Below are 26,846 nucleotides of genomic sequence, written 5' to 3'. Positions count from 1 at the left end.
GAACGCCGGAGCGGGGAAGCAATCAGGGCGTGTAGACGATCGCCATGCGGGTGATGACGCCGAGCTCGGTGGCGACCGCGACCATGGCCTCCTTGTTGGACGCGAACCACGCGGCGAACTGTTTGCCCGTCATGGGACACGTGCCCCCCTTCTCCGGGGCGTCCATACACACGTCCCCCTGGGCGTCCTCCCACGTGAAGTAGTCGACGTCGTCGGCGAGCGGTACGGTGACCTTGGTATGGCTCTCCTCCGTGATGTACGCCAGGTGCGTACACCGGCCGTCCGATCGTTCGATCTTGAATGCCCGGCAGTACGCGTCGCTGGTCATGAAGAGGATCGGTTCCACGACGGCGGATGCGTTCGCCGGGTCGTAGGAGTGCAGCGTCACCACCGACGTGGTGCTGCCCTGGGTGAGGTCGGCGAATCGGGGCTGCGGCACGGTTGCGCTGCTTGACGTACCTGTGGGGGTGCCCGGCTGGTCGCTCGCGGGCCCGCCGAGGCCCGAGACGGCCGACGGTGACGCGGTGGCGGCGGAGGAGGTGTCCGGCGAGCCGGTGCCGCAACCGCCGATCACCACGACCAACAGCAGCGCGGCGAGCAGCTTGTGTCTCACAGCTTCGTGACCTCCACACGGGCGAACGCGGCGCGTGCGTCGCCGCTGATGACGTCGTCGATGACGCCCAATGTCACCCGGCCGGCCGTCAGGGACGGCGGCCCGAGCGTGGTGGTGATCAGTGGCGCATCGTCGACCTCGACGGTCGCCTTGTCGCCCTGCACGACGACTCCCACCCGGCGTGCATGTCCCAGGACGGCTCCGGCAACTGCGGCCCGCGCCTCCTGGGTGACGCCGTCGTCGGTGTCCACGCCCAGTCGGACCTCGGTCTCGCAGAGCGACACCAGGTAGGCGTTCGCACCGGCCACCCGAAACCAGATCGCCGCACACGCTCCCGGGGTGAGGAGCGTCGCGTCGACACTGACCGTCTGATCCTTGAAGGAGTCCTGCGGACCGTGGCAGCGGTACACCGGCGACATCCCGGTCCGGGCCTCGAACCGCCCGTCGCCGAAGACGCACCGGCCCTCGGCCTCGTCGCGGCTGTCCGTCCACTGGCCAGGCCGGTCCAGCCGGTCGATGATCGCCGGACGTCCCGCGACCCGGCTCGACAACGAGGTCGGCCCGGGTGTGCCCGCGCCACCCGTCGGAACCGGAGTGCCGCCCTGCCCATTCCCGGCCACTCCCAGCCCGGGCAGCAGCTGAGTGGTGAGGACCCCGGTCACGCCCAGCGCCAGCACTGCCCCACCGGCCAGGACCATCCGCCGCACCCGGCCCGCCCGCCGGCGGCCGAAGCCGAACCTGCTGGTCCTCCGGGCCGCCGTGGCTGCCCGGAGCAGCTCCGGGCGGATCAGCTTGGTCTTGACGTCGGTATCCAGGTCCAGCAGCAGGTCGAGCAGTTCGTGCGCGGTGGGCCGCTCCGTCGGGTCCTTGGCCAGCGTGCGGGCCACCACCTCGCGCAACCGGTCCGGCAACCCGGAAAGCTCCGGCGGCTGGGTCAGGATCCGGGCCGCGGTCGCCGCCGGCGAGTCGGCCCGGAACGGGGTACGCCCGGTGCCGGCGTACGTGACGACCGCGCCCCAGGCGAACACGTCCGCGGCCGGGCCGACCAGGGCACGGTGTTCGGTGTCGAAGCGCTCCGGCGCCATGTAGGCGACCGTCCCGACCATCTGATCGGTACGGGTGTGCTGACTGGTCACCTCGAAGGCCCGGGCGATGCCGAAGTCGATGACCTTGGGAGTGCCCAGCGCGAACAACACGTTGGCCGGCTTGAGGTCCCGGTGGATCACCCCGGCGCCGTGGATGGCGGCCAGCGCTGTCGCCACCCCGACCGCGACGCTGTGCAGGCTACCCCCGCCGAGCGGGCCGTTGCGGGTGATCACCTCGGCCAGGCTGGGCCCGTCCACGTACTCGACCACCAGGTAGGGCGTGGGATGGTCGGGGTCGGCGTCGAGCACCTCGGCCGTGCAGAACGGCGGGACCTGCCGGGCCCGGTTGACCTCACTGCGGAACCGGCCGCGGAACTCGGTGTCGTCGGCGTACTCGGGCCGGATCATCTTGACCGCGACCCGCCGGCCGTTGGCGTCCTGTCCGAGATAGACCGCGCCCATACCGCCCTGACCGAGCCGTCCGAGTAACCGGTAGCCCCCCAGGTCCACTGGATCACTCGGCAGGAGTGGATCAATCACGCGCAGGACCTTACATCGAGGCGCGCACGCCCTCCTGGCGGCTACCACCGCCGGCACCGGATCACTGACCGCAGCGCGGTGACGTCACTACAGTGGCCTCCATGACCGCACGTCCGCCTCTTGCCGAGCAGTTCGATCTGCAGCCGCATCCGGAAGGTGGCTGGTTCCGGGAGACCTATCGCTCTGCTGTCGCGTTCGAGCCGGACGGCTACCCGGGCAGCCGTGCCGCCGCGACGGCGATCCTCTTCCTTCTGACACCGGGTGACACGTCGGCCTGGCACACCGTGCGGTCGGACGAGATCTGGTTCTGGCACTCGGGTGGCCCGTTGGCGCTCACCATCGGCAGGGACTCCGAGCCGACGATCCTGAGTGCCGAGTGTCCGCAGATCCTGGTGCCGGCGGGCCAGTGGCAGTCCGCGCGCCCGGCGGGCGACCAGCACGTTCTCGTCAGCTGCGTGGTGAGCCCGGGCTTCGAGTTCGCCGACTTCCACATGCTGTGAGCAGCAGCACCCGCCTCGTCGGCGCCGGCCAACGGCGCCTACTACGGCAGACCAGCGTGGCGGTGCACCTGTCCGCGGGCTGTTCTGAGGGCGCAGATGCCCGGCGGCCACGAGTTGCCGTGGCCACCGGGCATCTGGTGTGACGGGTGTTACTTGGTGCCGCCGGTCAGCGCGACCAGTGCGCTGGCGGTGCGGAAGTACGGGTTGCGTCCGAGGTCGCCGACGGTGGTGATGTTGAAGGCGTCCTTGAGGAGCTTGGCGTCGCCGTCGCTGACCCCCGCGAGGGCCGCGACCGGGGCGTCGACCAGCTCGGTGAGGGACTTGTCCTGGTAGGCCTTGTCGACCAGCTTGGTGAAGTCGGCGGTGACGGGCATGCACACTCCTTCTCGATCCCGGTCGGACAATCCGACCGGAGATGGACGATCCTCGCGAATTAGATCACTGCTGCGGCAGCAAAGTCTAATGTGGATGCCCAACCTCCATCGCGTCCGATGTCCACCTGCGCGGCCCGGTCGACGCTGTCGGCGTCAGCGCGGGCGGCGTGGTAGCGGCCGCACGAGTCGCGGGCGTACCGGGTGCGGCGTAGTACTCGACCTCCTGTTGGAACGGCAGGCTCTGGTGCAGGCCGACGATGTGCCCACGTTCCAGGTCGGCGCCCTTGAACGGGAAGCCGAGCCGCCTGAACGCCTCCGGGCTGCCGTGCCGGCACGCTTGATCACTTGGATCGACGCCTGCCAGCTCAGCCGTTACTGATCGTGACGCTGTGTTGCTGCTCCCTCTGGTGTTGACGGATCGAGTACGTCACGGCGGCCGCCCAGATCGCGCAGACGACCACGTAGCAGCCATAACGAACGGTGGCCGGGGCATTGAACCAGTCACTGCGTAGCAGGGTTCGGCTGTTGGTCAGCACGATCACGCCGCCGACCGCGGAGCCGAGCACCCGGGGCGGGACCATGCGGACGAGCCAGGCCGCCACCGGCGCGGCGACCACCCCGCCGACGAGCAGCGCGGCAACCCAGCCGAAGTTGACGTTCTCCGCACCGATACCGAGGAGGAAGCCGAGGCTCGCCGCGACGGCGACCAGGAACTCGCTGGTGTCGATCGATCCAATGACCTTGCGTGGTTCCGACAGCCGGTGTGCTGTCGGAGGTGATCACCCACCGTCGAGCCGGCCGGCACTCTTCCGGTGCCGGCCGGTCCCGACGTGATTCCAGCCCCCCACGCGCGCCGCGAGGATGAGGTGGCCCGCCCCGCCGCCCGGAGGGGGTCGTTCGCCCACGAGGTGAGAATCCACAACGGCCGCCGGACACGCGGTGGACGTTCGTGGACGCCGCACTAGCGGACGCGGAGCCCGGCGACAAGGAGGTCGACCAGGCGGCGTGCGTCGTAGAGGGGATCGGTGCCCGCGCCGATGCAGAGATTGCCGACACCGCGCAGCAGTCCGTAGGCATCCATATCGGGGCGGATCTCGTCGGCGGCGACGGCGGCGTCGAGGAGCTGGTCGCAGACCGGGACGAGCCGGTCGAGAAAGTAGGCGTGCAGGGCCTGGAAGGCGGCGTCGTCGGACTGTAGCGCTGCGGCCAGACCGTGCTTGGTGACCAGGAAGTCGACGAACAGGTCGATCCACTGCGCCAGGGCGGCGTGCGGCGTGTCACTGTCGGCCAGCAGGGCCGGTCCTGCCTCGGCGCACGCCTCGATCTGGTGTCGGTAGACGGCGACGATGAGGTCGGCTCGGGTGGGGAAATGGCGGTAGATCGTTCCCACGCCGACGCCCGCCAGGACGGCGATGTTCCGCACGGGTACGTCGACGCCGGAGGTGACGAACGCTGCGGCGGCAGCGTCGAGCAGGGCTTTCTCGTTGCGCCGGGCGTCGGCCCGCTTGCGCGGCACCAGCTGCTCCGAACCGCTGTCGATGTCGGCCACGTCGCGTTACCTCCGTCACTCCACTTGGTAAACGGAACGTGGTTCCGTATCGTTCTTACCGGAACATTGCTCCGCTTACCCAGCATAATCAGCCGGCGGGTCGCCACCAAACCGTGGACCGCCGGACGTCTGAAGGAGAGACAGTCATGCAGTACCGCACCTTGGGTCGCACTGGTGTGCAGGTCAGCACCCTCGTACTTGGCGCGATGAACTTCGGCAAGATCGGCAATACCACCCAGGAGGACGCCACCGCCATCGTCGACGGCGCGCTCGATGCGGGAATCAACCTCATCGACACCGCCGACGCCTACAGCGGCGGCCAGTCCGAGGAGATGGTCGGTAGGGCCATCGCCGGACGCCGCGACGACGTCGTCCTGGCCACCAAGGCGACCCTGCCCTTGGGGGACGAGCGCAACCAGCGGGGCGGCTCACGCCGGTGGCTGGTCACCGCGCTGGAGAACAGCCTGCGCCGCCTCGGCGTCGACCACGTCGACCTCTACCAGATGCACCGGTGGGATCCGACGACCAGCGACGACGAGACGCTGTCGGCGCTGACGGACCTGCAGCGCGCGGGCAAGATCCGCTACTTCGGCTCCTCGACCTTCCCGGCCTACCGCGTCGTGCAGGCGCAGTGGGCCGCGCGCGAGGGGCGGTTGAGCCGCTACGTGACCGAGCAGCCGAACTACTCGATCCTGCAGCGTGGCATCGAGACCCACGTACTGCCCGCGACGCAGGAGTACGGCATGGGCGTACTGGCCTGGAGCCCGCTGGCGTCGGGCTGGCTCTCCGGGGCGATCCGCGCCGGACAGGGAATCAGCACGAACCGCGCGGGCTTCATGCAGCAACGCTTCGACGTCAGCATCCCCGCCAACCGCGCCAAGCTCGACGCCGTCGAGCAGCTCGCCAAGGTTGCCGACGAGGCTGGCCTCAGCATGATCCAGCTCGCGCTCGGCTTCGTCACCGCGCACCCGGGCGTGACCAGCGCGATCATCGGCCCCCGCACGATGGACCACCTCAGCTCGCAGCTCGCCGCCGCGGACACGGTGCTCTCGGCCGACGTGCTGGACGCGATCGACACGATTGTGGCTCCCGGCGTCGACCTCGCCGCCCACGAGAAGAACGACACCCCTCCCGCTCTGCTCGATCCGGCGCTGCGCCGCCGCTGATCACTCGGCACGTCACTGACCAGGCGGCGGCAGACGGACGTGCGCCTGCGCGTCCGCCTGGTCACACAGCCAGACCTTCCAGGCTCGCGCCGAAAGCAGGAACAGACCCATGCCAAGCAAGCCATCGCCCAGTTTCGGGCTCATGACCGCCCCGATGCAGGTCGACTACCACGACATCCTGCGGGTGTGGCGGGAAGCGGACGCCATCGCTGAGATCGAGCACGCATGGCTGTTCGACCACCTCATGCCCATCGGTGGAGACCCGGGCGGACCGGCGTACGAAGGCTGGACCCTGCTCTCCGCCCTCGCCGCGCAGACCGAGCGGCTGCGCCTGGGCGTGATGGTGACCAGCAACCGCTTCCGGCCTCCCGCGATGCTCGCCAAGATCGCCACGGTCGTCGACATCGTCTCCGGCGGGCGCCTCGACTTCGGCATCGGCGTCGGGTCGCGGCCCGATCATCCCCTCGCGCGGCGGGAGTACGCCGCGCACGGCCTGCCCTTCGCCGACACGGCCGACGCCGTGGGCAGCCTCGCCGAGGCGCTCACGGTCATCCGGCGGCTCTGGACCAGCAACGACCCGTTCGACTTCCACGGCACGTACGTCGACCTCACCGGAGCGTTTGCCAGCCCCAAACCCGTGCAGCGCCCGCATCCGCCGATCGTGATCGGTGGCCGCTCCGCCGCCACGTTGCGGGTGGTCGCCGAGCACGCGGACATCTGGAACATCGCCAGCGGCGACGTCGACGCCGCCGTCAGCCGCGGTGCCCTGCTGGAACGCTACTGCGCGGCGATCGGCCGCGACCCGGCGTCGATCACCCACTCGATCAACCTGCCTGTCTCCTACGACCAGCCCCGGCTCACCCGCGACGCCATCGACAGGGCGATCGGCGCCGGCATCGGACACATCGTGCTCACACTGCCGGCGCCCTACCCGGCTGGTGTCGCGCGTTGGGTCGCCAATGAGCTCATCACCCCGTCGACCGCATAGCCCCCTGGGCGGGTCGGTGTGGTCGGCCAGTCGTCGAACTGGGAATTCTCGCTCGCCGAGCGATGGCCGGTAGAACCTGAGTACCAACGGCGGGCCGAAAGAGTCGACCGCGGTACCACGATGAGGGCTGTGCCCGAACCTAGCGTGGTGAGCATGATTCAGGTACGTGAAGTAACCAAGCGGTACGGCGCGAAGACGGTCGTCGACCACCTGTCGTTCACGGCGAAGCCCGGACAGGTCACCGGCTTCCTCGGCCCCAACGGTGCCGGCAAGTCGACGACCATGCGGATGATCGTCGGTCTCGACGCGCCGACCTCGGGCGACGTGCTGGTCAACGGCGAGCCCTACGCGTCGTCGACAGCGCCACTGCACGAGATCGGCGTGTTGCTCGAAGCCAAGGCCGTGCACCCGGGGCGCACTGCGGTCAGCCACCTGCTGGCCATGGCCCGCGCGAACGGCATTCGGCGCTCCCGCGTCGACGAGGTGCTCGACCTGGTCGGTCTCTCGGCCGTCGCCCACAAACGGGTCGGCGCCTTCTCCCTCGGCATGGGCCAGCGGCTCGGCATCGCCGCCGCGCTGCGGTCGATATGGCGAAGCTGCCACGAGCGACTGTGCGATAGGTCGTGTCGGCAGTTGAGGCGACCAGCACGACAGAGAGCGCGAGGAAAGTAAGAGCACCCCAGATCGGCTCCAGGCCAGCGAGCGTGAGGGACACGATGAGCGGGATGGCCGAGACCAAGAAGATCCACCGCACCCCCGAGCGCATGTAGCGGTCGGCTGCAGCTGAACCCCGGCGGGTCCTGTGCAGGTCGGAGTCGAGGTAGAAGAAGACTCCGACAAGAAGTGTGCCGACAAGAGCACCAGACACTTCTGCCATAGTCAAGAAGAATTCGTCGCTGATTGCTCGCATTGCGACCAACTCCCCTTCAGCATGGAGGATGTCCGAACGGCAGTCTCTCTATCACCACACGTCCGAGCGAGGAGGGCATGTGCGTATTCGCAGTCGCGGCATTATGAGGTGCCAACTCCGTGCGTTCAGCCGCGAGTTATCCGACCGCGGAAGGCACCGTGAGCACCGTCAGCACACTGAGAGCGCCTTTCGCATTTGTGTCAATCGGCTGTGTTGACGGTGCAACGCTGTTGGCGCGGGTTTGCCTCGAATGAGAGCGCAGCATGCCGCCGAGAGCGGCCCATCGAAACATGGCCGCTGATGTGGGCGTGGTAGCCGCCGATCCGATGGCATGCCTGACAGGCGTGATCGATTCCGTTCGGTCAGCCGCGAAGATAGGTGAGAACGGCCGACACCCGGCGGTCCGAGTGCGGGTCGAGCGGAAGCTTGGCGAAGATGTTGCCGATGTGCTTGCGCACCGCGGCCTCGCTGACGAACAGCTTGCCGGCAATCGCGTGGTTGGTGTGGCCTTCGGCCATCAGCGCCAGCACCTCCCGTTCGCGTTCGGTGAGGCTGGCGAGGGGACCGTCGGTGTGCCGGCGGACGACGAGCTGACGGACGACCTCGGCGTCGATGACCGTGCCGCCCGAGGCGACACGGTCGACGCTGTCGAGGAAGTCGCGTACGTGGCCGACCCGGTCCTTGAGCAGATAGCCGATGCCGCCGCCGGGGGCGGAGTCGAGCAGCTCGCCGACGTAGGCGTCGGCGACGTAGGCGGACAGCAGCAGGATCGCGATGCCGGGATGGGCGGCTCGGATGGTGGCCGCCGCGCGCAGGCCCTCGTCGGTGTGGGTGGGTGGCATGCGAATGTCGGTGACGACGAGGTCGGGGCGGCAGTTGGCCGCGTACGTGAGCAGAGCCGGCGCGTCTGCGACCGCCGCGACGATGTCGTGGCCAGCGCGTTCGAGGATTCGCACCAACCCTTCGCGGAGCAGGGCCGCGTCCTCGGCGACCACGATGCGCAGTGCCTTCGGCAGCGGCGTCACTGGATTGGGCACCTCATCCTCACCTGGGTCGGGCCGCCGACGGGGCTGGTGATGTGCAGGTCGCCGTCGAGGGCGTCGAGCCGGGCGCGCAGTCCGGCGAGGCCGGTGCCGGCCTGCGGGTCAGCGCCGCCGACGCCGTCGTCGACCACCGAGACGATCAGCGCGTGGTCCTCGGTCCAGGCGTGCACCTGCGCCGATCGGGCCCGGGCGTGGCGGGCGACGTTGGTGAGGTTTTCGCTGACGAAGAAGTAGGCCGCGGCCTCGATGGCCGGGGGGAGCCGGCCGTCGAGGGCGAGATCGAGGTGGACCGGGACCGGTGACCGATCGGCGATCTCGTGCACGGCCGCGGCGAGACCATGGTCGGTCAGTACCTGGGGGTGGATGCCCCGGATCGTGGTGCGCAGGTCGGCGAGGGCCTGCTCGGCCTGCTGATGGGCCTCGCGCACGAGATTGAGGCCGGGACCGTCGGTCAGGTCCAGTTCGGCGCTGCCCAGTGTCATGGTCAGCGCGACGAGGCGCTGTTGGACGCCGTCGTGCAGGTCGCGCTCGATCCGGCGACGTTCGATTTCGAACGCGTCGACCAGCCCGCTTCGGGAGCGGCGTAGCTGCTGGACCGCTTCGGCCAGTTGGGCTTCGGGCGGGTCCAGCAGGTGCCGCACCAGGGCCGCCTGGCCGCAGGCCAGCGCGGTGACCGCGTACGCCAGCAGCACGAGTGTGAGGATGCCGGCGGGCACCGCCAACCACGCCTCACCGGTGTCGTCCACCCGCCAGCCGGCGACCTCGACCACGTCGTGACGGACCAGCACCGGAGCGAGGATCAGCAGGACCGGGGCCGTCAGCAGCACGACCACCACGGCGTCCACGAGCCAGAACAGCGTCACCAGCAGGACCGTGACGCCCGTCTCCGGCCAGGCCACGCGGCCGTGGTCCCGATCGCGCGGAGCGGGTAACCGGCTCACCGGCCGCCCGGGGAAGATCAGCCGGAGCCGGTGCCGCTCGCCAGCGGCGGCGAGGTGCGCGAGCGTCGGAAGGCCGGCAAGCACGAACAGTCCTGCGATCACCACGATCGTGGCCACGCCCACCGTGAGCACCACGAGCAGGAGGATCAGCCAACCGAGACCGATGGGCACGGTGCTGGCCACGTACGCGAGTGAACGCCACGGCCACACCGACGCCAGGAACCGCGTGGGGCGTCCCCGCACGGCTGTCCAGGCATCATTCACCTGCCCAACCCTACGGTTCGCGCCGGCCGGGCGGGGTAGCGTGCGCGCTACCCCGAAGTCGCGTCCAAGCCCGTGTGGTGGGCCGCGCCGGCCGGCACAGTGAGGGCATGAACCAGGCATCCCCGGCGGCCGTCACGCTCGACGGCCTCACCCGCACCTACCGCTCGCGCGCCGGCACGGTGCAGGCGCTGCGCGGCGTCACCCATGTGTTCCAACGCGGCACGTTCACCGCGATCATGGGACCGTCCGGCTCCGGAAAATCCACGCTGCTGCAGCTCGCCGCGGGCCTCGACCGGCCGACCGGCGGGCGGGTGCTCGTCGGCGACACTCAGCTCGACAAGCTGGGCGAGACCGCGCTGACCCGCTTCCGGCGCACGTCGATGGCGTTCGTCTTCCAGTCCTACAACCTTCTCGACGCGCTCACCGCGTTCGAAAACGTCGCGCTTCCCGCCCGCCTGGCCGGACGCCGTGTCGACCCGGCAGCCGTGCAGACCGCCCTGGCTCACGTCGGCCTTGCCGAACAGGCCGGGCGCCGGCCATCGGAGCTGTCCGGCGGCCAGCAACAGCGGGTCGCGATCGCTCGGGCGCTGCACGGTCGGCCCGACGTCCTGTTCGCCGATGAACCCACCGGCGCCCTGGACCGCGGCACCGGACGCGACGTGCTGGAACTCCTGCGCTCGCTGGCCGACGGCGGCCAGAGCGTCGTCATGGTGACCCACGATCCACTGGCTGCCTCGTACGCGGACGCGGTGTTGTTCCTCGCCGACGGGCAGATCGTCGGTCGCCTCACGGACGCCGACGCTGGTCAGATCGCCGCGACGATGACCGACCTGGAGCGATGATGCTGACTTTGAGCCGGCAGACCGTGCGCAGCTCATGGCGCGGCTACCTGGGCGCCTTCGTCGCGCTGCTGTTCGGCGTCGTCCTGATCGCCGTTACCGTGACCCTCATCGGGAGCGTCGACGCCACCGGCGGCCGGCCCGGCGTCACCGCCGACCAGCGCGCCCAACTCGACGACCTGGCCGCGATATTTGGGATGATGTCGGCGGTATCGGCGTTCATGGCGCTGTTCGTGGTCGGCAGCACGTTCGGCTTCGTCGTGGCCGGCCGCCGGCGCGAGCTCGGCCTGCTGCGCCTGGTCGGCGCGACGCCAGGGCAGGTGCGCCGGCTTCTGCTGGGCGAGTCCCTCGTCGTCGCGGCCGCGGCCACCACGGTTGGCGGTCTGCTCGGCACGGCGCTGACCCCCGCCGTTCTCTGGCTGGTGGAGGCCATCGGGATCACCACGCTCGACCTTCGGGCACCGCGCCCGTGGATCGCCTGGGCGGTCGCCGTGCCCACCGGTGCGGTGATCGCGCTTCTCGGGGTCTGGCGATCCTCACGCCGCGCCGCCCGGATCGCCCCGAGCGCCGCCCTGCGGGAGGCCACGATCGAACGAACCCGGCCGAGCATTCTCCAGCTCGCCGTCGCGACGCTGTCTTTCGGTGGCCTGGTGGTGGTCGTCGCCGCCGACATGCCGCCGCTGTTCGCCCTGGTCGCCTCCATCCTGCTGCCAGAGGTGGTCGTGATTGGCCTGATGAGCATCGGCTACGCCGTCATTCCGCGGCTCGCCGCCCTGCTCGCCCGCCCGTTCGTCGCCCGGGACGTCACGGCCCGGATTGCCCGCGACGAGGTACGTGCGGCCGCCCGCACCACCGCCGCGGTCGCCGCCCCGGTCGTGGCCATCTCCGCCATCGCCGGGTCGCTGCTGCTGTCCCTCAGCTTCACCGCCGACTGGACGAACGCGCAGGATCGGGCCCGGCTGCGCGCACCGCTCGTCGTCGAGGCGGCCAATCCGGCCACAGCGGCGGCAGTCGCGTCCGACAAGGCCGTCGCGATCGCCGACGTACGCCGGCAGGCCATGCTCCAGCGTGACGAGGAGGGCCGTCCCGGCGTGCGCGATCAGGTCGAGATCCTCGACCCCGTCACCGCCTCCGCCGCCCGGGGCCTGACCGCCACCCGCGGCACTCTCGACGACTTCCACGGACGCGTGGTGGCGGTCACCGCCACAGAGGCCAGCGACGCCGGCATCGGCCTGGGCGGCACTGTGCCGGTCTGGATCGCCAGCGAGCGGGTCCCGTTGCGGGTCGTCGCCGTCATCCCCGACGCACCCGACCTGTACGGCGACCTCCTCATCCCGGCCGGCCTGCTCCCGCCCGCAAGCGAACGTGCCACCGGGACGGTCTTCGTCCTACCGCGCGCCGACGCTGCGGCGGCGCGCGTCTCCCTTGAGCGCACCCTCGCCGGCACCCACAGCCGGATCTTCGACTCCGGCGACTGGATCGACGCCACCACGGCCCAGACCCGCGAGGCCAACAAGCTCGGCCTTACCATCCTGCTCGGACCGGCCGGCCTCTACGCCGCCATCGCGATCGTCAACGCCACCCTCATCGGCGGATCCCAGCGGCGTCGGCAACGCGACCTGGTTCAGTTCCTCGGCGCGACCCCCGATCAGGTCCGGCGAGCTGCCATCTGGCAGGCCGCCCTCGTCGGCGGCACCGGCCTGCTCCTGGGCGGTGCCACCACCGTGCTGCTCGGCTGGCTCGTACGCCGCGCCATCACCGCCGACCTGGTCGGCATCGCCGTGCCCATCACCATTCCATGGCTCCCGCTGCTCGGCATCGGCGTCACCTGCCTGCTGCTCACCGTGGCCGCAGCAGCGGCCGGTATCCGTACGCGCAAGGCTCCACATCTAGCCGGGAACACGCCATGAGCGTGGACCCCGAAAGATCTCACGGTGTTGAATCGTTCCGACAGGAGGTCCGATGTCAGTGGCGGAAGGTCGGTTCTCGCTGAAGCTGCCGCGCGAGTTGTTGGCCCGTCCTACTGGTGAGAGCGCCTATTCAACTGTCGCGAGTTCTCGGCGCGGAAACCCGCTTCAGCTACTCGTCGTAGTCGAGCCGGGATCTTCGAGAAGGCATCTTGCGGAGGATCTCGCGGTCGGCGGTGGCACTGCGACGTAGGCGACCTCGTCAAAACCCTCGACCCGAAGCTCGTCGCCGCCGCACTCGGCCTTGACCCGCAAGCTTCGCTGATTCACCTCGCGCACCGGATCGTCCCGGACCGACTTCAGAGCTCCCGCGGTCCATCACAGTTGAGGGGTAGATGCGGTCGCTGGCTCTTTCTACGTCTCCAACCATCGACAACTGGGCTTACAGCTCGGCGGGAGCTCGGCGTTCATGTAACGCGTTCCGCCGTCTCCACCCGCCGGCGAGGACCCAAACGCAGCCTGCCGCTCCAGCCGTCAACAGCACCGATCCGCTGACGAAGTCGGCCACCCGGTTCGGCCAGGGCAGGATCGCGGGAGTGGTGAACCGACCGAGGACGAATGGTTCGAGCACGGCTCCGGCCGGGACGGCAAGGCGGGCCGCCATCCCCCACGGATCCAACCGCCGAGCAATTGCGCCCACCAGGCCGAGTGGTCCGCCCGCGAGCATCGCGGCCATGAGCCAGTGCAAATTCGCCGTCAAGACATCTGGATCGAACATTCCGTAGGCTGTCCCCACCCCGTAGTGCACGATGCAAGCGGTGAGCAGGGCGACGACTCCGGCGGCAACAGCCGGGGCAGCGCGGCGGACGAGCCACCCGGATACCACCGCCAGCCCGGCCCAGACCGTACCGGCATTGACCAGTTGGCTGACGGTCAGCCGAGCGACCAGCAGCGTGTTCGCCTTGCCTTCGAGCTGGTTCAGGGTCGTCACATTTGAGGCAAGCGATACCAGAGCCAACACACTGGCGGAGGCAATGACCAGCCACCATCCCCGTCGATCCACAGCAGAAGGTTACGCACCACAGGATCAACACCGCGCTGCAGGCCGTTGTGGAGTTCCGCGATACCGATGGAGGGCGTTTCGAGGCCGATACCGTCACCGCCGCCGAAGTCATTCTCGAGCTTGAGGTCAGCCCTGGCCCTGAGCCCTGCTCGGTCACGATCATCGCATGAGCTACTTGCCGCGGCGTGTGACGTAGTTCGCCCAGGTGGTGCCGGATTCGGCAGCAAATCGGGCAGTGGTGACCTGGTGGTAGCCGAGCGCGGTGGCGACGATCGGGGCGGGCAGGTCGAGGACGTGCTGGCGGATCGCCGCCGCGCGAGAGGCGGTCGCCGGACGCCGAGGCCGTGGACCAGCGCGGACAGTGTGTCGGAGCGCAGTGGTTGGCCGGCGCGGCGGCCCGGGAAGAGCCAGCGCGATTCGCGGTTCGTGGCGGTGGCCAGGTTGCTGCGCTGGCCGAGGTACTCGAGCAGCAGCGCGGCGACCGGCCCGGGCGCCGGTGATGGAATTCGGGTGGTGGGTTTGTGGCGACTCAGGATGTGTTTTCGGCGGAGGAACTGGCGCGGCTTCGGGGCTTCCCGAAAATCGCACGGCCCGCACCTCGGAACATCCGGACGGACCAAGCCGCAGGCAGCCCTCGATTCGACGCGAGCGGAACTGTTCCGCACAGCTCAGACCCTGTTCCGCCTTACCACCCGCAGGTCAGGCTTAGCGCCAGATTGATGCGTCCGACAGCGGGGCCGAAAGCGTCGACGCGTTTGCCCAGCCGTCCGGCCGCGTCGGCCAGGGCCCAGTCGGATGCTCAGCAACCGCCGGTTTCCGACCAGGAATCCGCTACCACATCAGAGAAGTGCCAGGCACACCACAAGGAGGAGAAGGGTATGAAGCGCAAGCTCTCTGCTGTCGCCGCTGCGGGGCTGACCCGGCTGCCGGACAGATCGGGCCACTCAGGTACTTCGATAGCTACCGTTTCCCCAGACCATGTAACCACCGGGGGGGCAACCATGAAGAAAGTCATGCCACGGGTAACCAGCTTGATCGCCGGAGCCATCCTCGCCGGCGGGACCGTGCTGGCAGGCGTTTCACCGGCCTCTGCTGACCAAGGCGCCATGCACGCCTCGGCTACCGCAGACTCCTCGCGCTCGGCCGTAGCCTGCTACCTCTATGTGTGGGATCGGTTTGGGTACTACAACGTACGCACCTCGAAGTCCCCCACTGCCTCGCTGATCGTCAAGTACACCGGCACGCGGTTGCCCGTCTGGGATCGCTGCGGAGAAGAAGTCGGGCAGAACTACCGTTGTACGAGCAGCGACCCGGTCGACAACTCCTGGGTTGCGGTCAACTACAAGGGGCGCAAGGGGTACGTCGCCGCGTACTGCGCGGGCGGGCTCGGCACTTGAACCTGAGCCCGTAAAGCGCGCCTTTCGGGCCCGGTCCGATCAATCAGCGCGGATCCGTCGACCGGGCCGGGTGACCGCTGACGTAAAGCCCAGGTGTAGTTCTCAGCCCGGAATCAGCGGTAACGCTGGTCAACTGGCCGTCGGAACGAGCGGCTGCGCCGTCGGCGACCGACAGCCGTGCCGTATCTGCAAGTCCGGCGCCTTAACCCGGGACCAGGACGGCAGGCCTGCCACAAGACCTGCGCCGAGGACGAGGCGACCGAACGGGCGGCCCGCGCACGAGGCTGAGCCGGCGGCGGACAGGCAGAGAGGCCCGGAAACTCCGGGCCTCTCTGGGGCTTGAATCAGCTTGAGGAACACCTGGCTTACCGGATCGCCCCGGGCGCGCGTAGCCCCGTCCTGGCACGATGAGCCTCATCCGCAACTTTCCCGGGTACGCCGACCACGCTATGTCTCTTCAGGACGCAGCGCACCGGCTCGCCAAGCTCCTCGAAGGCGACGTGGAGGTCGGGGAGCCGGACGCACTCATCGCCGTGCTGCGCAGCGCGGTCATCCGGCTGGGCAAGGGCCTCGGTGAGCTTGCCGTGGCGGCGGATGCTGCCGGCCAGGGCGGGGCAGCGGCGTAACTGCGCAGGGCCGGCCCTGGCCGGGCAGCAAGAGTGGGCGCAGGCGTTGGCCAGAGCGGTGCGGGCCCTGACCGCGCCCCGGGTGCTGGGCGGCTAGTTCTGCAAGGTCTCCGCTACGACATTGCTGAGTGACCAGCGGGGGCTTGGTGTAAGGACGTAGACCCGGGTGAAGCCGTACGGCCAGCGGGCGACGGCGTCGTCCTGCATGAGGTGCATCAGTGTTCGCGAGGCGTCGGTGGGCCCGATTTCCAGAGGATGTTCTCCCATACGTCGGCCGGCCGACCCGAGCGGCCGGGGCCAGCGTCGTCCACCACGCCCTTCGGGGATGGTGAACCACGCGTCGCCGTCGAAACCGTTGCCGTCGAACAGTTCCGCGGAGATACCGAGGGGCACGCTAGTCAGTTTGGCCTGATTTCCCGCCCGATCGGCGTTCCGTCCCGGCGTGTCACCGACCTCGAAGTACGACAGCTCGTACCGGCCGGTGCGGCCGTAGTGGAGCAGTTGGGACAGTGCCTCACTCGGCAAGGTGTCCAGCCGCGGGAGGGCCGGCCGAGGATGTCTCGGAGTATCGCGTTGTCGTCGTTTCGGAGCCAGGCTTGGGTGTGCTCGAAGACAGTCGCGGAGTTTGTGCCGCCGTGTTTGCGTATCCGCGAGTCGCCAAGACGGTCCTCCTGGACGTCGACGACGTTCCGCTCGGTCACACCGGTGTCATGCGGTGGAACCCGCGGGACAAGTGGGTGGTCTCCAACGAGATCACCCACCCACCGATCATCGATGAGGCCACCTTCGAACAGGCGCAGACGCTGCTCGCTCGACACCGGTTGGGTCTGGACCTGCCGCAACGGCAACGCCGCGCCCGCAACCCGTACGTCTTTCGCGGCCTGATCTACTGCACCGCGTGTAAGACGTCACCCATCCCCGCAACGTCTACCTCCGCGAGGAGACCCTCACCGATTCAGTCGACACCTGGCTCGCCACCGCGTTCCACCCTGACCGCATCGAGAACACGATCACCGCGATGGCAGACGGCCAGCTGGGCGACCACGCATCCCCCACCATCACCGCCGCCCGCGCGACCATCAACGACTGCGACACGAAACTCAGCGCTACCGGGCGGCCCTCGACGCCGGAGCCGACCCCTCAGTCGTCAGTAATTGGATAGCCCAGACACAGGCCGAACGGACCCGAGCCGAAACGGAGCTGCACGCAGGGAACTCCGCCGCACCACGCCGGATGACCCAGGCAGAGATCACCACGCTGGTCGAGGCCCTTGGGAACAAGGTCACCGTGCTCCGCGACGCGGACCCCGCCGACAAAACCGAGGTCTACCGCCAGTTGGGCCTACGGCTGACATACCACCCCGAAGCGCAATCGGTGCACGCTGAAACCGATCTCAGCGCGCACCGTGGGCCTATGGATCGTGTCCGAGGGGGGATTCGAACTCTTGTACGTATCACCTGTGCTCCATTAGAAGTGCACATGCTTATAGATTACGTCACGGTCAGGGTTGACTCAACCTCGCACGCTCATTACCGCGCGTAAGCATGAATCGCAGCTAGGACGCGTCGGGTCCGACGCTTGCCAGCCAACTCGCTCGGCCATCGACTGACCGAAATGAACGTGCAGCCATCAAGCGGGAGCCCTCCGTCGTGGGTCCTGGTGAGTTTCAGTCCGTCGGCGTTGACGGCAACCCGCATCGCTCGCGTCCCTCGCTAGTGAGTACACGAGTTTCACCGCCTTCGTCGAACTCTCAAATTCACCACAACCTCGCGCAGCGCCAGAGAATCCAGCGCCGATCAGCGCGATGCAACGCGGCGCTTCTGCAACGCGCGGATCTGCGCTCGCACCGCCACGGCGAAGGTCTGGATCCGGTTGAGTCACCCGACCGCTGCGGTAGACAGTCACGGCGACGCCAGTACCACGACAAATCACCCCTCTTGACCCTGCGCACTCTGATCGATACTTTCCGTGCATGACTCCACATGCGTTGCCCCTGAGTAGAGGGGACCGCGATCGGGCCTCGGGCAGCATCCGCTCAAGGCTCCCCCGCGCATCAGCCCTGAAGCGTTACAGCGAATGCAGTGGCAGAACCCCTCTGGACGCCGATCGGTGCCGGGAGCGTCCGTCACGGGAGGTTGCCCCCCTTGGCCCACTGTGACGTCTGTTGTCTGCGTCTGAAGCTCACGAAGATCAAGACTTTGCCGAAGCATTACGGTGAAGAGACGTACGGCTTGTTCAGCTACGGCGCCCAGAAGGAATGCAATGGCTCGGGAACGACTCGTCACACTGCGGATCGTGATATCCCAAGGCAGTGCAGGCGCCCACGCAGTCGTCAGATCTGTCCATCCTGCCGTCGCACGTCTCTGACGCTGAACAGGAACGGCAGATTCCCGAAGCACCTCTCCCCCGACGGGCACCAGCTGTTCCATGTCCGAGGCGAACAACCGCAGATAGGATTCTGAGCAAGCGCCGCGCGTGACGGTGACGTTTCACGCGCTCTCGGCGGACAGGTGAGAATCCTGCTTAGAGGCCTGAGCCATCGGAAGTGATCACATTGACCGCCGCGCTACCAGGGGTCCGAATCATCCGAAAAGTTCGCGGATAACTCCCATTGCTCGTGGCGAGATCGCTTCGTCGGGGTAAAAGTCGGCGCACAGACGTTTAGCGTCGTCCACCGTCGTTACCTTGGCCAGCGCCGCCAGGGCGCGGAGGTCGTCCACGTCGCGGATTCGCGCCGCGAGCGCTTTCATCGCGAAGATGTGCTCCGGGGAGGCGGCCATCACGCGCAGGCCAGGGTGGTCGAAGACGCGCCGCTTGCCCGGGTCGTCCTTGCCGGATACATACACGCTGGCCTGCTCGTTGAGCCACCACGGCGGTAGGCCCAGTTCGTCGGCCACTGCACGCGCCTCATCGAGGACGACTCCGTGCGGGACGAACATCGCGTCGACGTCCCTGGTAACCCGTTTCGCGTCGTAGGCCAGCGCCATCGCGGCACCACCCACAATGAAGATGTCAGCGACGACTCCGCGGCGGACAAGCCGGTCGCCCAGGTGAGTGAACGCGCGTTCGAGTTCCGCGCGCCCCGTGAGGACGCCGTCTGATCCGCTCACGCCGCAGCCAAGTCGTGCACGGACAGGTACACACCATGCTTCCGGAATGCCGCCGGTGCCCAGGCCAGGGCGTCGGCCCGGTGGATGGCCAGTTCGGCCGGAAACCATGCCCGGCGCAGCACACGCGCGTCAACCCACCCGGGCGGGGCAAGATCTGCCTGAGCTAGCAGGTGCTCCGCGAGCGCGGCAAGCAGCGCGTCCCACCGTGGGTCCTTGGTTAGTCCGGGCTCATCTCTTAACAGGTCGACCCTGGTGTCGGCGGGTTCCCAGCGGTACTCCTCCAGAAACTCCCATACGAGCTTCCAGCGAATCTGGTCGGTGTCCGCGGATACCAAATGGGTGGCCAACCTGGCCAGACTCATCGGTTCGTAGCTGGTACCCATCGGGCAAGCCTCACCTTCGAGCCGACGGCTTCATCCGTTGCAGACTATCGCGGCACCGCCCGCGAACACCGCAGAGGTGAGGTGGCGACGGGTGCCCGATTTTGGGCCGCGCCCCTGCTCGGAGGGTTCACTCATGCTGCACGCACGGCATCACCCTTGTGATCTTGGTTGTAGGCAGCGCAGTCTGTGACGTTGCCTGTCCACTAACAGGGGGTGCATGCGAGCGTGACTCTCAGTCAGGATGCGATCGAGAAGACGACGAAGTTGGTCGAGTTTCTCGCTGAGGTGACGGCCGCAGTCGAGCGGGACCCAGTGTGCGACATTCTGGAAGACCCGGACGCGCCTGATCCCGTCATCTGGCTCGATGCCCTACCGCGGGGCGTTCAGTGGATGGCTAGCCCTGCCGATGATGTGATCATGCGGCTGCGTCCGTCTCGGCCACCGGCGGAGCCGACGCCACCGGAGTTGCTGCACGAGTGGATCGACATGGACCCCGTGGGCAGGTTCGCTGGTTCTGCGCCGCGCCTGTTGGACGCTCGGCTGAGCGGTGATGACAGTCACGAGGCACCGCCTGGGCGGATTGTGCGTGCTTTCGACACTTGGGTCGAGCAGTGGCAGGCATGGTCCGACGAGGCTCGACGCCTGCACGCCGTTGGGCAGTTGTATGAGCAACTTGAGCGTGCTGCCAAGACGATGGAGCAGCAGGACGACGAGTACGAGTTCGTTCTCGGGATCGGTCTGCTTCGTTGGACGGCGCCGGACGGCACCCGTTTTCGTCGTCACCTTATGGCCGAAGGTGTAGTCGCTCGACTGGACAGAGCGACGGCCGAGGTGTCGGTGTCGATGGGAACGGGACGCAGAAGGGTCGAAGACCGGGAAGTCCTAGGCGATCAGGAGCTGTTCCGGGGTGAGCGTGGGAGGTATCGCCGTCAGGAAATCGTCGACGGGGATCTGCCATGGTTAGCTTTGCTACCTCCGATCGTGGGCCTTCTCGAGGAATGTCTGGATACGGCGGTGCACCAGGAAGCCCACCCCGCGGTGGCGGATGAGGAGTTGCCGAGCATCCCGGTGATCAGCTTGTCGCCGGCGCTGTTGGTACGTCGGCGCAGTCGGGTGCTCCTCGCCGAGGCTTATCAGCACATCCGGGAGGCGCTGCGACAACCTGACGCACAGGTTCCCGTTGCGCTTGCTCAGCTTGTGGTGGACACGGAGCCCGAGCAACGTAACGGGTGGTTGAGGAGTCAGGGCGCTGTAAACGGCGACGTGCTCGGTGGCGACCCTCTCTTTCCTAAGGCGACGAACGATGAGCAGATGCGCGTCATCGAGCTACTTCGCTCCGAGACGGGGATCGTGGTTCAAGGGCCGCCGGGAACCGGCAAGACGCACACGATCGCCAATCTGGTGTCGGCGCTCCTGGCGCGCGGTCAGCGGGTGCTCGTCACGAGCCAGAAGGATCAGGCGCTGCGCGAGCTTCGCGAGAGGGTTCCGGCGTCGTTGCGTGATCTCTGCGTGCTGATGACCGATGGCAGAAACGCCGCTACCGAGGTCGGCTTCGGTCTTGACGCTCTGTCCAACCTGACCTCGTACGCCCATACGGAGGAACTGACCATAAAGGTTGAGGCGCTTCGCGGCGAACGGCACGAGCTGCGGTCTCGATCCGCCTACCTCAACCAGCGCATACAACAGCTGCGTGAGGCGGAGTTCATCGCCCACGACCCGGTCGTGCCCTGGTTCAGCAGCGAGCTCTACCGGGGATCACTTGGTCAGATCGCACGCCAGGTCAAGGGCAACGCGAAGCAGTTCGACTGGATGCCCACGGCTGTACCCGACCTACCCGACAGGCCGCCCTTGACGACCGCGGAGGCTACCGAACTGGTGCATCTGCTACGAACGACGAACCCAGCTCGACGTGCCCGCCTCGCCCAAGTGATCCCTGACCTGTCAGACCTACCTAGGCCGGCCGCGCTCGCCGAGGCGTTCGACGCCGAACTCGACGCCACGGCCGCCGTTCAGGAACACACCACTGTGTGGGCGCCCCGTCTGGCGGCTGCCGGTGAGGACATGCTGAAGGACCTGGACCTGCTCGGGCAGCGCTTCACCGCCATCGTGGAGCGGCTCGGGTTGGACGCGGACTCTGAGTCGTCGCCGAACTGGGTGGCACGTGCCATCGCAGATCACTTCTCCGGACGGCGGCAATCCCTGTGGCGGCACGTGGCCGAGGTCGCCGGACGCGCCGAGCGCCTGCAGGCCAAACTTCGAGTGCACACGTTGGGTGCGGAAGTGCGTTTCACGAACGCTGGTGAGCTCGACCTAGGGCAAGCCCGTCACATGCTCGCCCTGGGCCGCGAACTCCGCACTTACCTTGAAAGTCTGACCTGTCGCACGCTTCTCGCCGTGCAGCCGGCCCGCATCAAGGCCGCCGCACTGATCAGCGGCATGCGTGTCGATGGAAGGCCACCTACTACGGTGCCTCTGCTAGACGCCGCACTTGATCATCTCGAAGTTCATATCGAAACCACTCAACTCCTGCGGCTGTGGGCCGACGTCGGGGTAGTTATCACGCCCGGCCGCGTCACCGCGACCCTGTCCGAGCTGCAAGATTCGTACCGCCACCTTCAGCACGTCCAACAACTCGCCGGGGTCCACACCACCATCCGCGACCGCCTGGAAGCCGCTGGTCTGCCGACCAGGTTGCCCACCACTGACGACGTCATCGCGTTGACCTCGTCCACCGCAGCCGCCCGCCACCACATCCGCCTGCGAGCAGCGCAGGCCGCCATAGCCGGACACCGCGACGCAGCCCGAAGGCACCTGACGCGCGAGAACCCTTGCCCCGAGGTTGAACTCCTCATCGCCGCCATCGACCAGCGATCCCTCGAGGAATACCACCACGCAATCGATGCACTGGACACCGCCCATCGCGAGCAGTACGCCGAGCGACGCCGCCTCAGCCTCACCCACCAACTGGACGAGGCCCATCCGCAACTGCTTCGCCTGCTGCAAGACAGCTACCTGGATTCTCACTGGGACGACCGCATGCGGGATCTGCCTGCAGCATGGGCCTGGTACCACGCGGACCGTTTCGTGCGGGCCCAGCGCACAGCGGGCACGGAACACCTGGTCAGACGGGACTACGACGACGTCGAAGTACACCTGGCCCAGGTCACCGAGCAGCTCGCAGCGGCCGAAGCAACTCGGGCGTTCGTCAACCGCCTGAATGACGCGGATATGCGCGCCCTGCGCAGCTTCCGCGGGTTCCGCAAGCAGATCGGGGCTGGCGGCGGACGTAAGGTTCGCGAGCTGCGTCAGGCAGCGCAGGCGGCGATGAGCAAGGCCCAGAGCATCGTGCCTGCCTGGGTGATTCCCCTGCCGAGCCTGCTAGAGAATCTGACCGTCGAACGCAATGCCTTCGATGTGATCATCGTTGATGAGGCGAGTCAGGTTGGTCTGGAACATCTCTTTCTTTTGTGGCTGGCACCAAGGATCATCGTTGTCGGCGACGACCAGCAATGCACCCCGGCACCCAATCGGATGGGCAGGACCTTCGACGAACACTTTCGGGCCATTGGGGACCACCTCGGCGACCTTGATCCCGAAATTCGATACCACTTCACCCCTAAAGCTCACCTGTACGGCCTCCTCTCGGCACGATCCGGAAGAGACGCCGTCGTCCGTTTACGGGAACACTTCCGATGCATGCCTGAAATCATCAACTGGTCGAAGGAGCAGTTCTACCGCGGTGCCAGTGAGATCATTCCGTTGCGCGAGAGGAAAGCTACCGATCTGGAGCCGCTGCGCGTCGCTCACGTCGAGGGCGCCTACCAGGAGGGATCTGCACAGGCAGTCCGCAACCCGGTAGAGGCGAAACGTATCGTGTCACAACTGCTCGAATGCCTGAACGATCCCACGTATGCGGGCAAGACGTTTGGCGTTATCGTGCTGCACGGACACGGGCAAATCAAACTCCTTGAGCACGAGATCAACGCGGCCATCGCACCGGAAGTCCGCGCCGCCCGCCAGATCAACGTCGGCTCGGCGCCCACCTTCCAAGGAGCAGAGCGTCACGTCATTTTCTTGTCCACAGTCGTCACTGCGGCGCCTCGACGGGTCGGCGAGAACCTGTACCAGAACTACAACGTCGCCGTCAGTCGCGCTCGTGATCAACTTTGGCTCTTCACCTCCGTGCCGCCCAAGGACTACAAACCCGATGACCTTCGCGCATCGCTGATCAACTACATGCTGAACCCGCCGTCCGTGTACGGACCCTCGCCAGACCTCAAGACTGTCAGCGCCGACCGCCAGTGTGCTCCGTTCGAATCCTTGCTCGAACAGCGCGTGTTTCGGATCCTCAAACGTCGCGGCTACCACGTCGTGCCCCAGTTCAAGGTCGGATCGCGCACGCTTGACCTCGTGGTCGTGGGAGACGGCGGCAGGCTCGCAGTGGAATGCGACGGCCACCGCTGGCACACCCGACCGACGGACGTCATCTCCGATGGGCGTCGGGACCGAGAACTTTTCCGCATGGGTTGGGAAGTCATTCGCATACGCGAAAGCGAGTTCGAGCTCGACGCCAACAAGGAGCTCGCGACCCTGTTCACTCGGCTCACCGAACGTGGGATCGGGCCGCGAAGCGCATCGGACACACCTGCCAGTGCCTGGAAGCCGATCGAGTTGCCTTCCGAACATGAGGAGCAGAACCTATGACAACTGATCCCATGACCAACAGCAGCGAGGTCACTGTCGAGCTCGACGGCAACGTCCTCGACCGACTCGCGGACCTCATCTGCGGCGACGACAGCACCCCCTACTATCGGACCGGCCGACAGATCACCGCCCTTTTCGAGGCCGCAGGCTGGCGCCGCGTAGGCGACGTCAACGGCGGTCGCCGTGAATGGGTCCTCCATACGTTGCGTCGCCGTCGCGACCCTGATGGGCTTCGCCGGCTGCTACTCCGTCTCGCCGATCCCCGCGAATATCTCGACGACGACGAGGCACGGTGCCACCTCGTCAACGATCTCAACGGGCTACTCGCCGTGGAGGGCTATCAGATCCGCTATGCATCGGGCCGGCCCGAACTCGTCACGCAGACCCCGACGATGACGCGACCTACCATGCAGGTGCCGCTGGAACTCACCGCGAGCCTCGCCAACATCCTGAAAGACCCGGATTTCGGCCGCCACCTCACCGCCCGACTCAACGAGGCCCACATCTGCTGGCAATCCGGTGCCTGCACCGCCGCCGTCATCATGCTCGGAAGCCTGCTCGAAGGCGTCCTCTACGACGTAGCGCTCGCTCGACACACCGGGGGCCAGCGCCCCACCGATCACCTGGAGTCGCTGATCGATTTGGCTGCCGAGAAAAAGTGGGTCGCTCGAGACGTAACCGACTATGCCCACGTATTGCGCAACCACCGCAACCTGGTACACCCAAAGAAGCAGATCAAGCAGCACTACTCGCCCGACGACGACACGGTCCGGATCGCCTGGAACGTCGTCGTAGCCGCGCTCAACGACCTCGAACAGCTCAAGGCATAGACGCTGTTCCAACCGGGGTCGGATCAACATGGCGCACGGGACGATTGGGCCATCCGGGGCCGCGCGATCACCATGCTGGCACCCCATCAACGCGCGTGGCCCGAGCGCCGCAGCGTCTCAATGCGGCCGCTTGAGACGCCGCACGAAACAAGATCAACGACGGGGCAGTCCTGACCTGCTGCCGAAGAACCTTTCGGCTGGGGACCGAGGCCGCAAGGCCGGTCCGCTCGCCTCGCCGCGTGCGGTGCATACGGGGCTGGTTCCCCCGACACCGCACGCGGCGACTGTCTCCTACTCGGACGTGGGCGAGGCGACGTGGTTCGCCTGCGCCCACGTGCCGGCGTGATTTGCCACCCGGGCCAGTGGATGGGGTTGGCCGGTCATGGCCGACAGCGCGTTGGCGACGTCGTGCAGGTCGGCCTTGATGTAGGTGGTAGTGGAGGAACCGGGGCTGTCGGTGTGTCCGGCGTAGGCGCGGGCGATGCCGTAGCCGAAGTGCCGTTCCACCCAGGTCAGCGTGGTGTGGCGCAGCCAGTGGGTCGAGATGCCGTGCACGGCTACCCAGGGCAGGCGCTCACCTAAGCGTTTCCACAGGTGGTCGTAGCGGCGGCTGGTGATCGGTTGGCCGTTGCGCGCGCGCAGGAGCGCATCGGTCGGCAGGACCGCGCCGCGAGCGTCGGCGTGCTCTCGCAGGTGTCCGGCGAGATCGAGGGTGATGGGCTGCCAGCGGATGGTGAATCCTTTCTCGGTGAGGCGGACGAGTCCGTTGGTGGCATCGAGGTCGACCAGCCGTAGGGCCAGGGCGCCGCCGCGGCGGCCTGCGGTCTCGGTGTGCAGGCGCAGGATCAGCGCGTCGAGGATGACGTCGTTTCCGCTGGTGCGCGCCATGGCGTTGATTTCCTCCAATTCGTGTGCGGTCAACGCGCGGCGGGTGCCGGGTAAGCGTCGGGGTTTCGCGACGCGGTGCGCGGGGCTGGCGGCGGCGTCGATCAGCCCGTCGGCGATGGCACATCGGTAGAAGGCTCGGGCGGCGGCGATGAGGTGCTCACCGGCGTGCCGGCCGTTGCGGCTGTTGCGCCGCGACACGGCGCTGGCGATCATCGCCTGCTTCAGAGCCTCGAAATCACTGGCAGTGATGGTGTCCAAGGGCCGCTCGGGCCACGCGGCGGCCATCCGTTCCCAGTAGGTGCCGTAGGTGCGGCGTGCTCCGGGCCCGGCAGCGGCAAGAACACGGGGCAGGTACTCGGCGACCGTCGGCACAACGGACGGCGTCGCGGGATGCGATTGCAGATCGGTCACCGTGACGCCCAGGTGAGCCAGAACCTGTCGTGCGGCAGCGACGGCGGCGGGGTCAGCGGTCATTGTCGGCTCCCGCCAGGTGAGTGTGCAGGTCGGCGAGCAGGCGTACGACGGTGCTGACGGGATGCACGACGAGCAGGTCGTGCGCAACGATGGCGGCGAGCAGCACGGGTTGACCGGGCTCGATGCGGCACATGTGCCGGGCATTCGCCGGCAAGGGTAGGTCCCCTCGGCTGCCCACCTGATGGCGGCCGTCGTTGGCCGAGCAGATAACGAGCATGCCGTGGCGCGGCTGAATGTCGACGCGGTGCTGCGGGGGCCATCCCAGCGCGCGCAGGAGGTGCTGCGCGCTCACCCGGCCACAGCGTGCCGGAAGAGCCATCCACAGCAACAGGGGCGCGTCCGTGATCGCCGACGGACAGACTCGGGCAGGTAGAGCTGGCATCGGCATCGGGCTTGGACCCGGACGCGCGGGCAGGACAGCAGGTACGAGTGGACCGACGAGGTGTTCCTTCGGTCGGATAAGTTGTTTCATGACCGAACAATCACATTCAGGCAGTACAGACGAGGCACGATCCGTTCGGCCGCCTCTTCCATGATCGCAACGTGCCTGAAGCCAGGTTGACCCAACCTGTCGATAGTTAGTTCGGGTGACGTTCGATGATGACGGCCCAGTAGTGGTGGTCCGCCTGTCGATTCCTGTGCTCAGGGCTGC

Annotated in this window: 21 protein-coding genes and 3 pseudogenes; 10 read left to right on the top strand and 14 right to left on the bottom strand. The window is 67.5% G+C overall.

The window, feature by feature from the left end; all coding sequences use genetic code 11:
* Positions 1-22: 22 nt before the first annotated feature.
* Both ABZU91_RS08325 and ABZU91_RS08320 read right to left on the bottom strand, forming a co-directional pair.
* Positions 23-613, bottom strand: coding sequence for a hypothetical protein (locus ABZU91_RS08325; RefSeq protein WP_355235851.1), 591 nt, complete (start codon positions 611-613; stop codon positions 23-25).
* A complete protein-coding gene (locus tag ABZU91_RS08320; RefSeq protein ID WP_355235848.1) occupies positions 610-2,238 on the bottom strand; it encodes a serine/threonine-protein kinase in 1,629 nt (542 codons plus the stop codon). Before ABZU91_RS08320 ends, ABZU91_RS08325 begins: the two co-directional genes overlap by 4 nt.
* Positions 2,239-2,339: 101 nt before the next feature.
* On the opposite strand from ABZU91_RS08320, the gene ABZU91_RS08315 reads away from it, so the two are divergent.
* Positions 2,340-2,738 (top strand): cupin domain-containing protein, encoded by a 399-nt coding sequence (locus ABZU91_RS08315; protein ID WP_355235845.1) that lies wholly within the window; start codon positions 2,340-2,342, stop codon positions 2,736-2,738.
* Positions 2,739-2,887: 149 nt separating this feature from the next.
* On the opposite strand, the gene ABZU91_RS08310 is transcribed toward ABZU91_RS08315, so the two are convergent.
* The 4 genes and pseudogenes from ABZU91_RS08310 to ABZU91_RS08295 all read right to left on the bottom strand — a co-directional run bounded on the left by ABZU91_RS08310 (position 2,888) and on the right by ABZU91_RS08295 (position 4,652).
* Positions 2,888-3,112, bottom strand: coding sequence for a hypothetical protein (locus ABZU91_RS08310; protein WP_327034932.1), 225 nt, complete (start codon positions 3,110-3,112; stop codon positions 2,888-2,890).
* A gap of 199 nt (positions 3,113-3,311) precedes the next feature.
* Positions 3,312-3,428: pseudogene (locus tag ABZU91_RS08305) on the bottom strand (sporulation protein); the annotation flags it as partial.
* Positions 3,429-3,477: 49 nt separating this feature from the next.
* Positions 3,478-3,864: pseudogene (locus ABZU91_RS08300) on the bottom strand (sulfite exporter TauE/SafE family protein); the annotation flags it as partial.
* A 209-nt stretch (positions 3,865-4,073) separates the two neighbouring features.
* A complete protein-coding gene (locus ABZU91_RS08295; RefSeq protein ID WP_355236339.1) occupies positions 4,074-4,652 on the bottom strand; it encodes a TetR/AcrR family transcriptional regulator in 579 nt (192 codons plus the stop codon).
* Positions 4,653-4,807: 155 nt separating this feature from the next.
* On the opposite strand from ABZU91_RS08295, the gene ABZU91_RS08290 reads away from it, so the two are divergent.
* From ABZU91_RS08290 to ABZU91_RS08280, 3 genes and pseudogenes are all read left to right on the top strand, one after another.
* Positions 4,808-5,827: an aldo/keto reductase gene (locus ABZU91_RS08290; RefSeq protein WP_355235842.1), complete on the top strand. Its 1,020-nt coding sequence runs from the start codon at positions 4,808-4,810 to the stop codon at positions 5,825-5,827.
* A gap of 142 nt (positions 5,828-5,969) precedes the next feature.
* Positions 5,970-6,815 carry an LLM class flavin-dependent oxidoreductase gene (locus ABZU91_RS08285; protein WP_355235839.1) on the top strand — a complete coding sequence of 282 codons (846 nt, stop codon included), beginning with the start codon at positions 5,970-5,972 and terminating at the stop codon, positions 6,813-6,815.
* 153 nt (positions 6,816-6,968) lie between these two features.
* A pseudogene (locus ABZU91_RS08280) lies at positions 6,969-7,394 on the top strand (ATP-binding cassette domain-containing protein); the annotation flags it as partial.
* Between the two features lie 693 nt (positions 7,395-8,087).
* On the opposite strand, the gene ABZU91_RS08275 reads toward ABZU91_RS08280, so the two are convergent.
* Together ABZU91_RS08275 and ABZU91_RS08270 are read right to left on the bottom strand one after the other, a co-directional pair.
* Positions 8,088-8,729, bottom strand: coding sequence for a response regulator transcription factor (locus ABZU91_RS08275; protein ID WP_355236336.1), 642 nt, complete (start codon positions 8,727-8,729; stop codon positions 8,088-8,090).
* A gap of 17 nt (positions 8,730-8,746) precedes the next feature.
* Complete coding sequence (locus tag ABZU91_RS08270; protein ID WP_355235836.1) at positions 8,747-9,973, bottom strand: histidine kinase; 1,227 nt, start codon at positions 9,971-9,973, stop codon at positions 8,747-8,749.
* Between the two features lie 107 nt (positions 9,974-10,080).
* Between ABZU91_RS08270 and ABZU91_RS08265 the strand changes: the two genes are divergently transcribed.
* Together ABZU91_RS08265 and ABZU91_RS08260 are read left to right on the top strand one after the other, a co-directional pair.
* The gene (locus tag ABZU91_RS08265) at positions 10,081-10,815 is read left to right on the top strand and encodes an ABC transporter ATP-binding protein (RefSeq protein ID WP_355235833.1); all 735 of its coding nucleotides are present in this window, start codon (positions 10,081-10,083) and stop codon (positions 10,813-10,815) included.
* Positions 10,812-12,722 (top strand): FtsX-like permease family protein, encoded by a 1,911-nt coding sequence (locus ABZU91_RS08260; protein ID WP_355235830.1) that lies wholly within the window; start codon positions 10,812-10,814, stop codon positions 12,720-12,722. The genes ABZU91_RS08265 and ABZU91_RS08260 overlap by 4 nt, the downstream gene beginning before the upstream one ends.
* A gap of 439 nt (positions 12,723-13,161) precedes the next feature.
* Here ABZU91_RS08260 and ABZU91_RS08255 read toward each other — a convergent pair whose 3' ends face one another.
* Positions 13,162-13,782 (bottom strand): hypothetical protein, encoded by a 621-nt coding sequence (locus ABZU91_RS08255; protein WP_355235828.1) that lies wholly within the window; start codon positions 13,780-13,782, stop codon positions 13,162-13,164.
* Positions 13,783-14,660: 878 nt separating this feature from the next.
* On the opposite strand from ABZU91_RS08255, the gene ABZU91_RS08250 reads away from it, so the two are divergent.
* Together ABZU91_RS08250 and ABZU91_RS08245 are read left to right on the top strand one after the other, a co-directional pair.
* Positions 14,661-15,179, top strand: a complete 519-nt coding sequence (locus tag ABZU91_RS08250) for a hypothetical protein (protein ID WP_355235825.1) — start codon at positions 14,661-14,663, stop codon at positions 15,177-15,179.
* Positions 15,180-15,586: 407 nt separating this feature from the next.
* Positions 15,587-15,805, top strand: a complete 219-nt coding sequence (locus tag ABZU91_RS08245; protein WP_355235822.1) for a hypothetical protein — start codon at positions 15,587-15,589, stop codon at positions 15,803-15,805.
* Positions 15,806-15,898: 93 nt separating this feature from the next.
* Here the strand turns inward: ABZU91_RS08245 and ABZU91_RS08240 are convergent, their stop codons facing one another.
* The 3 genes from ABZU91_RS08240 to ABZU91_RS08230 form a co-directional block, all read right to left on the bottom strand.
* The gene (locus ABZU91_RS08240) at positions 15,899-16,198 is read right to left on the bottom strand and encodes a hypothetical protein (RefSeq protein WP_355235819.1); all 300 of its coding nucleotides are present in this window, start codon (positions 16,196-16,198) and stop codon (positions 15,899-15,901) included.
* 2,189 nt (positions 16,199-18,387) lie between these two features.
* Entirely contained in the window at positions 18,388-18,915 is a 528-nt protein-coding gene (locus tag ABZU91_RS08235) for a DUF6036 family nucleotidyltransferase (protein WP_355235816.1), read from the bottom strand.
* Positions 18,912-19,298, bottom strand: coding sequence for a hypothetical protein (locus ABZU91_RS08230; RefSeq protein WP_355235814.1), 387 nt, complete (start codon positions 19,296-19,298; stop codon positions 18,912-18,914). The genes ABZU91_RS08235 and ABZU91_RS08230 overlap by 4 nt, the downstream gene beginning before the upstream one ends.
* Positions 19,299-19,523: 225 nt before the next feature.
* Between ABZU91_RS08230 and ABZU91_RS08225 the strand changes: the two genes are divergently transcribed.
* Positions 19,524-24,002 (top strand): AAA domain-containing protein, encoded by a 4,479-nt coding sequence (locus tag ABZU91_RS08225; RefSeq protein WP_355235811.1) that lies wholly within the window; start codon positions 19,524-19,526, stop codon positions 24,000-24,002.
* A complete protein-coding gene (locus ABZU91_RS08220) occupies positions 23,999-24,832 on the top strand; it encodes a hypothetical protein (RefSeq protein ID WP_355235808.1) in 834 nt (277 codons plus the stop codon). Before ABZU91_RS08225 ends, ABZU91_RS08220 begins: the two co-directional genes overlap by 4 nt.
* 291 nt (positions 24,833-25,123) lie before the next feature.
* On the opposite strand, the gene ABZU91_RS08215 is transcribed toward ABZU91_RS08220, so the two are convergent.
* Together ABZU91_RS08215 and ABZU91_RS08210 are read right to left on the bottom strand one after the other, a co-directional pair.
* Entirely contained in the window at positions 25,124-26,194 is a 1,071-nt protein-coding gene (locus ABZU91_RS08215) for a site-specific integrase (RefSeq protein WP_355235805.1), read from the bottom strand.
* Positions 26,184-26,486, bottom strand: coding sequence for a hypothetical protein (locus ABZU91_RS08210; RefSeq protein WP_355235802.1), 303 nt, complete (start codon positions 26,484-26,486; stop codon positions 26,184-26,186). Before ABZU91_RS08210 ends, ABZU91_RS08215 begins: the two co-directional genes overlap by 11 nt.
* Positions 26,487-26,846 lie beyond the last annotated feature (360 nt).

Origin of the sequence: Micromonospora sp. NPDC005174, from assembly GCF_040608495.1 — a bacterium.
Classification (GTDB): Bacteria; Actinomycetota; Actinomycetes; order Mycobacteriales; family Micromonosporaceae; genus Micromonospora.
The sequence above is the reverse complement of the archived record's forward strand: the minus strand, read 5'-3'. Positions and strand labels throughout refer to the sequence as shown.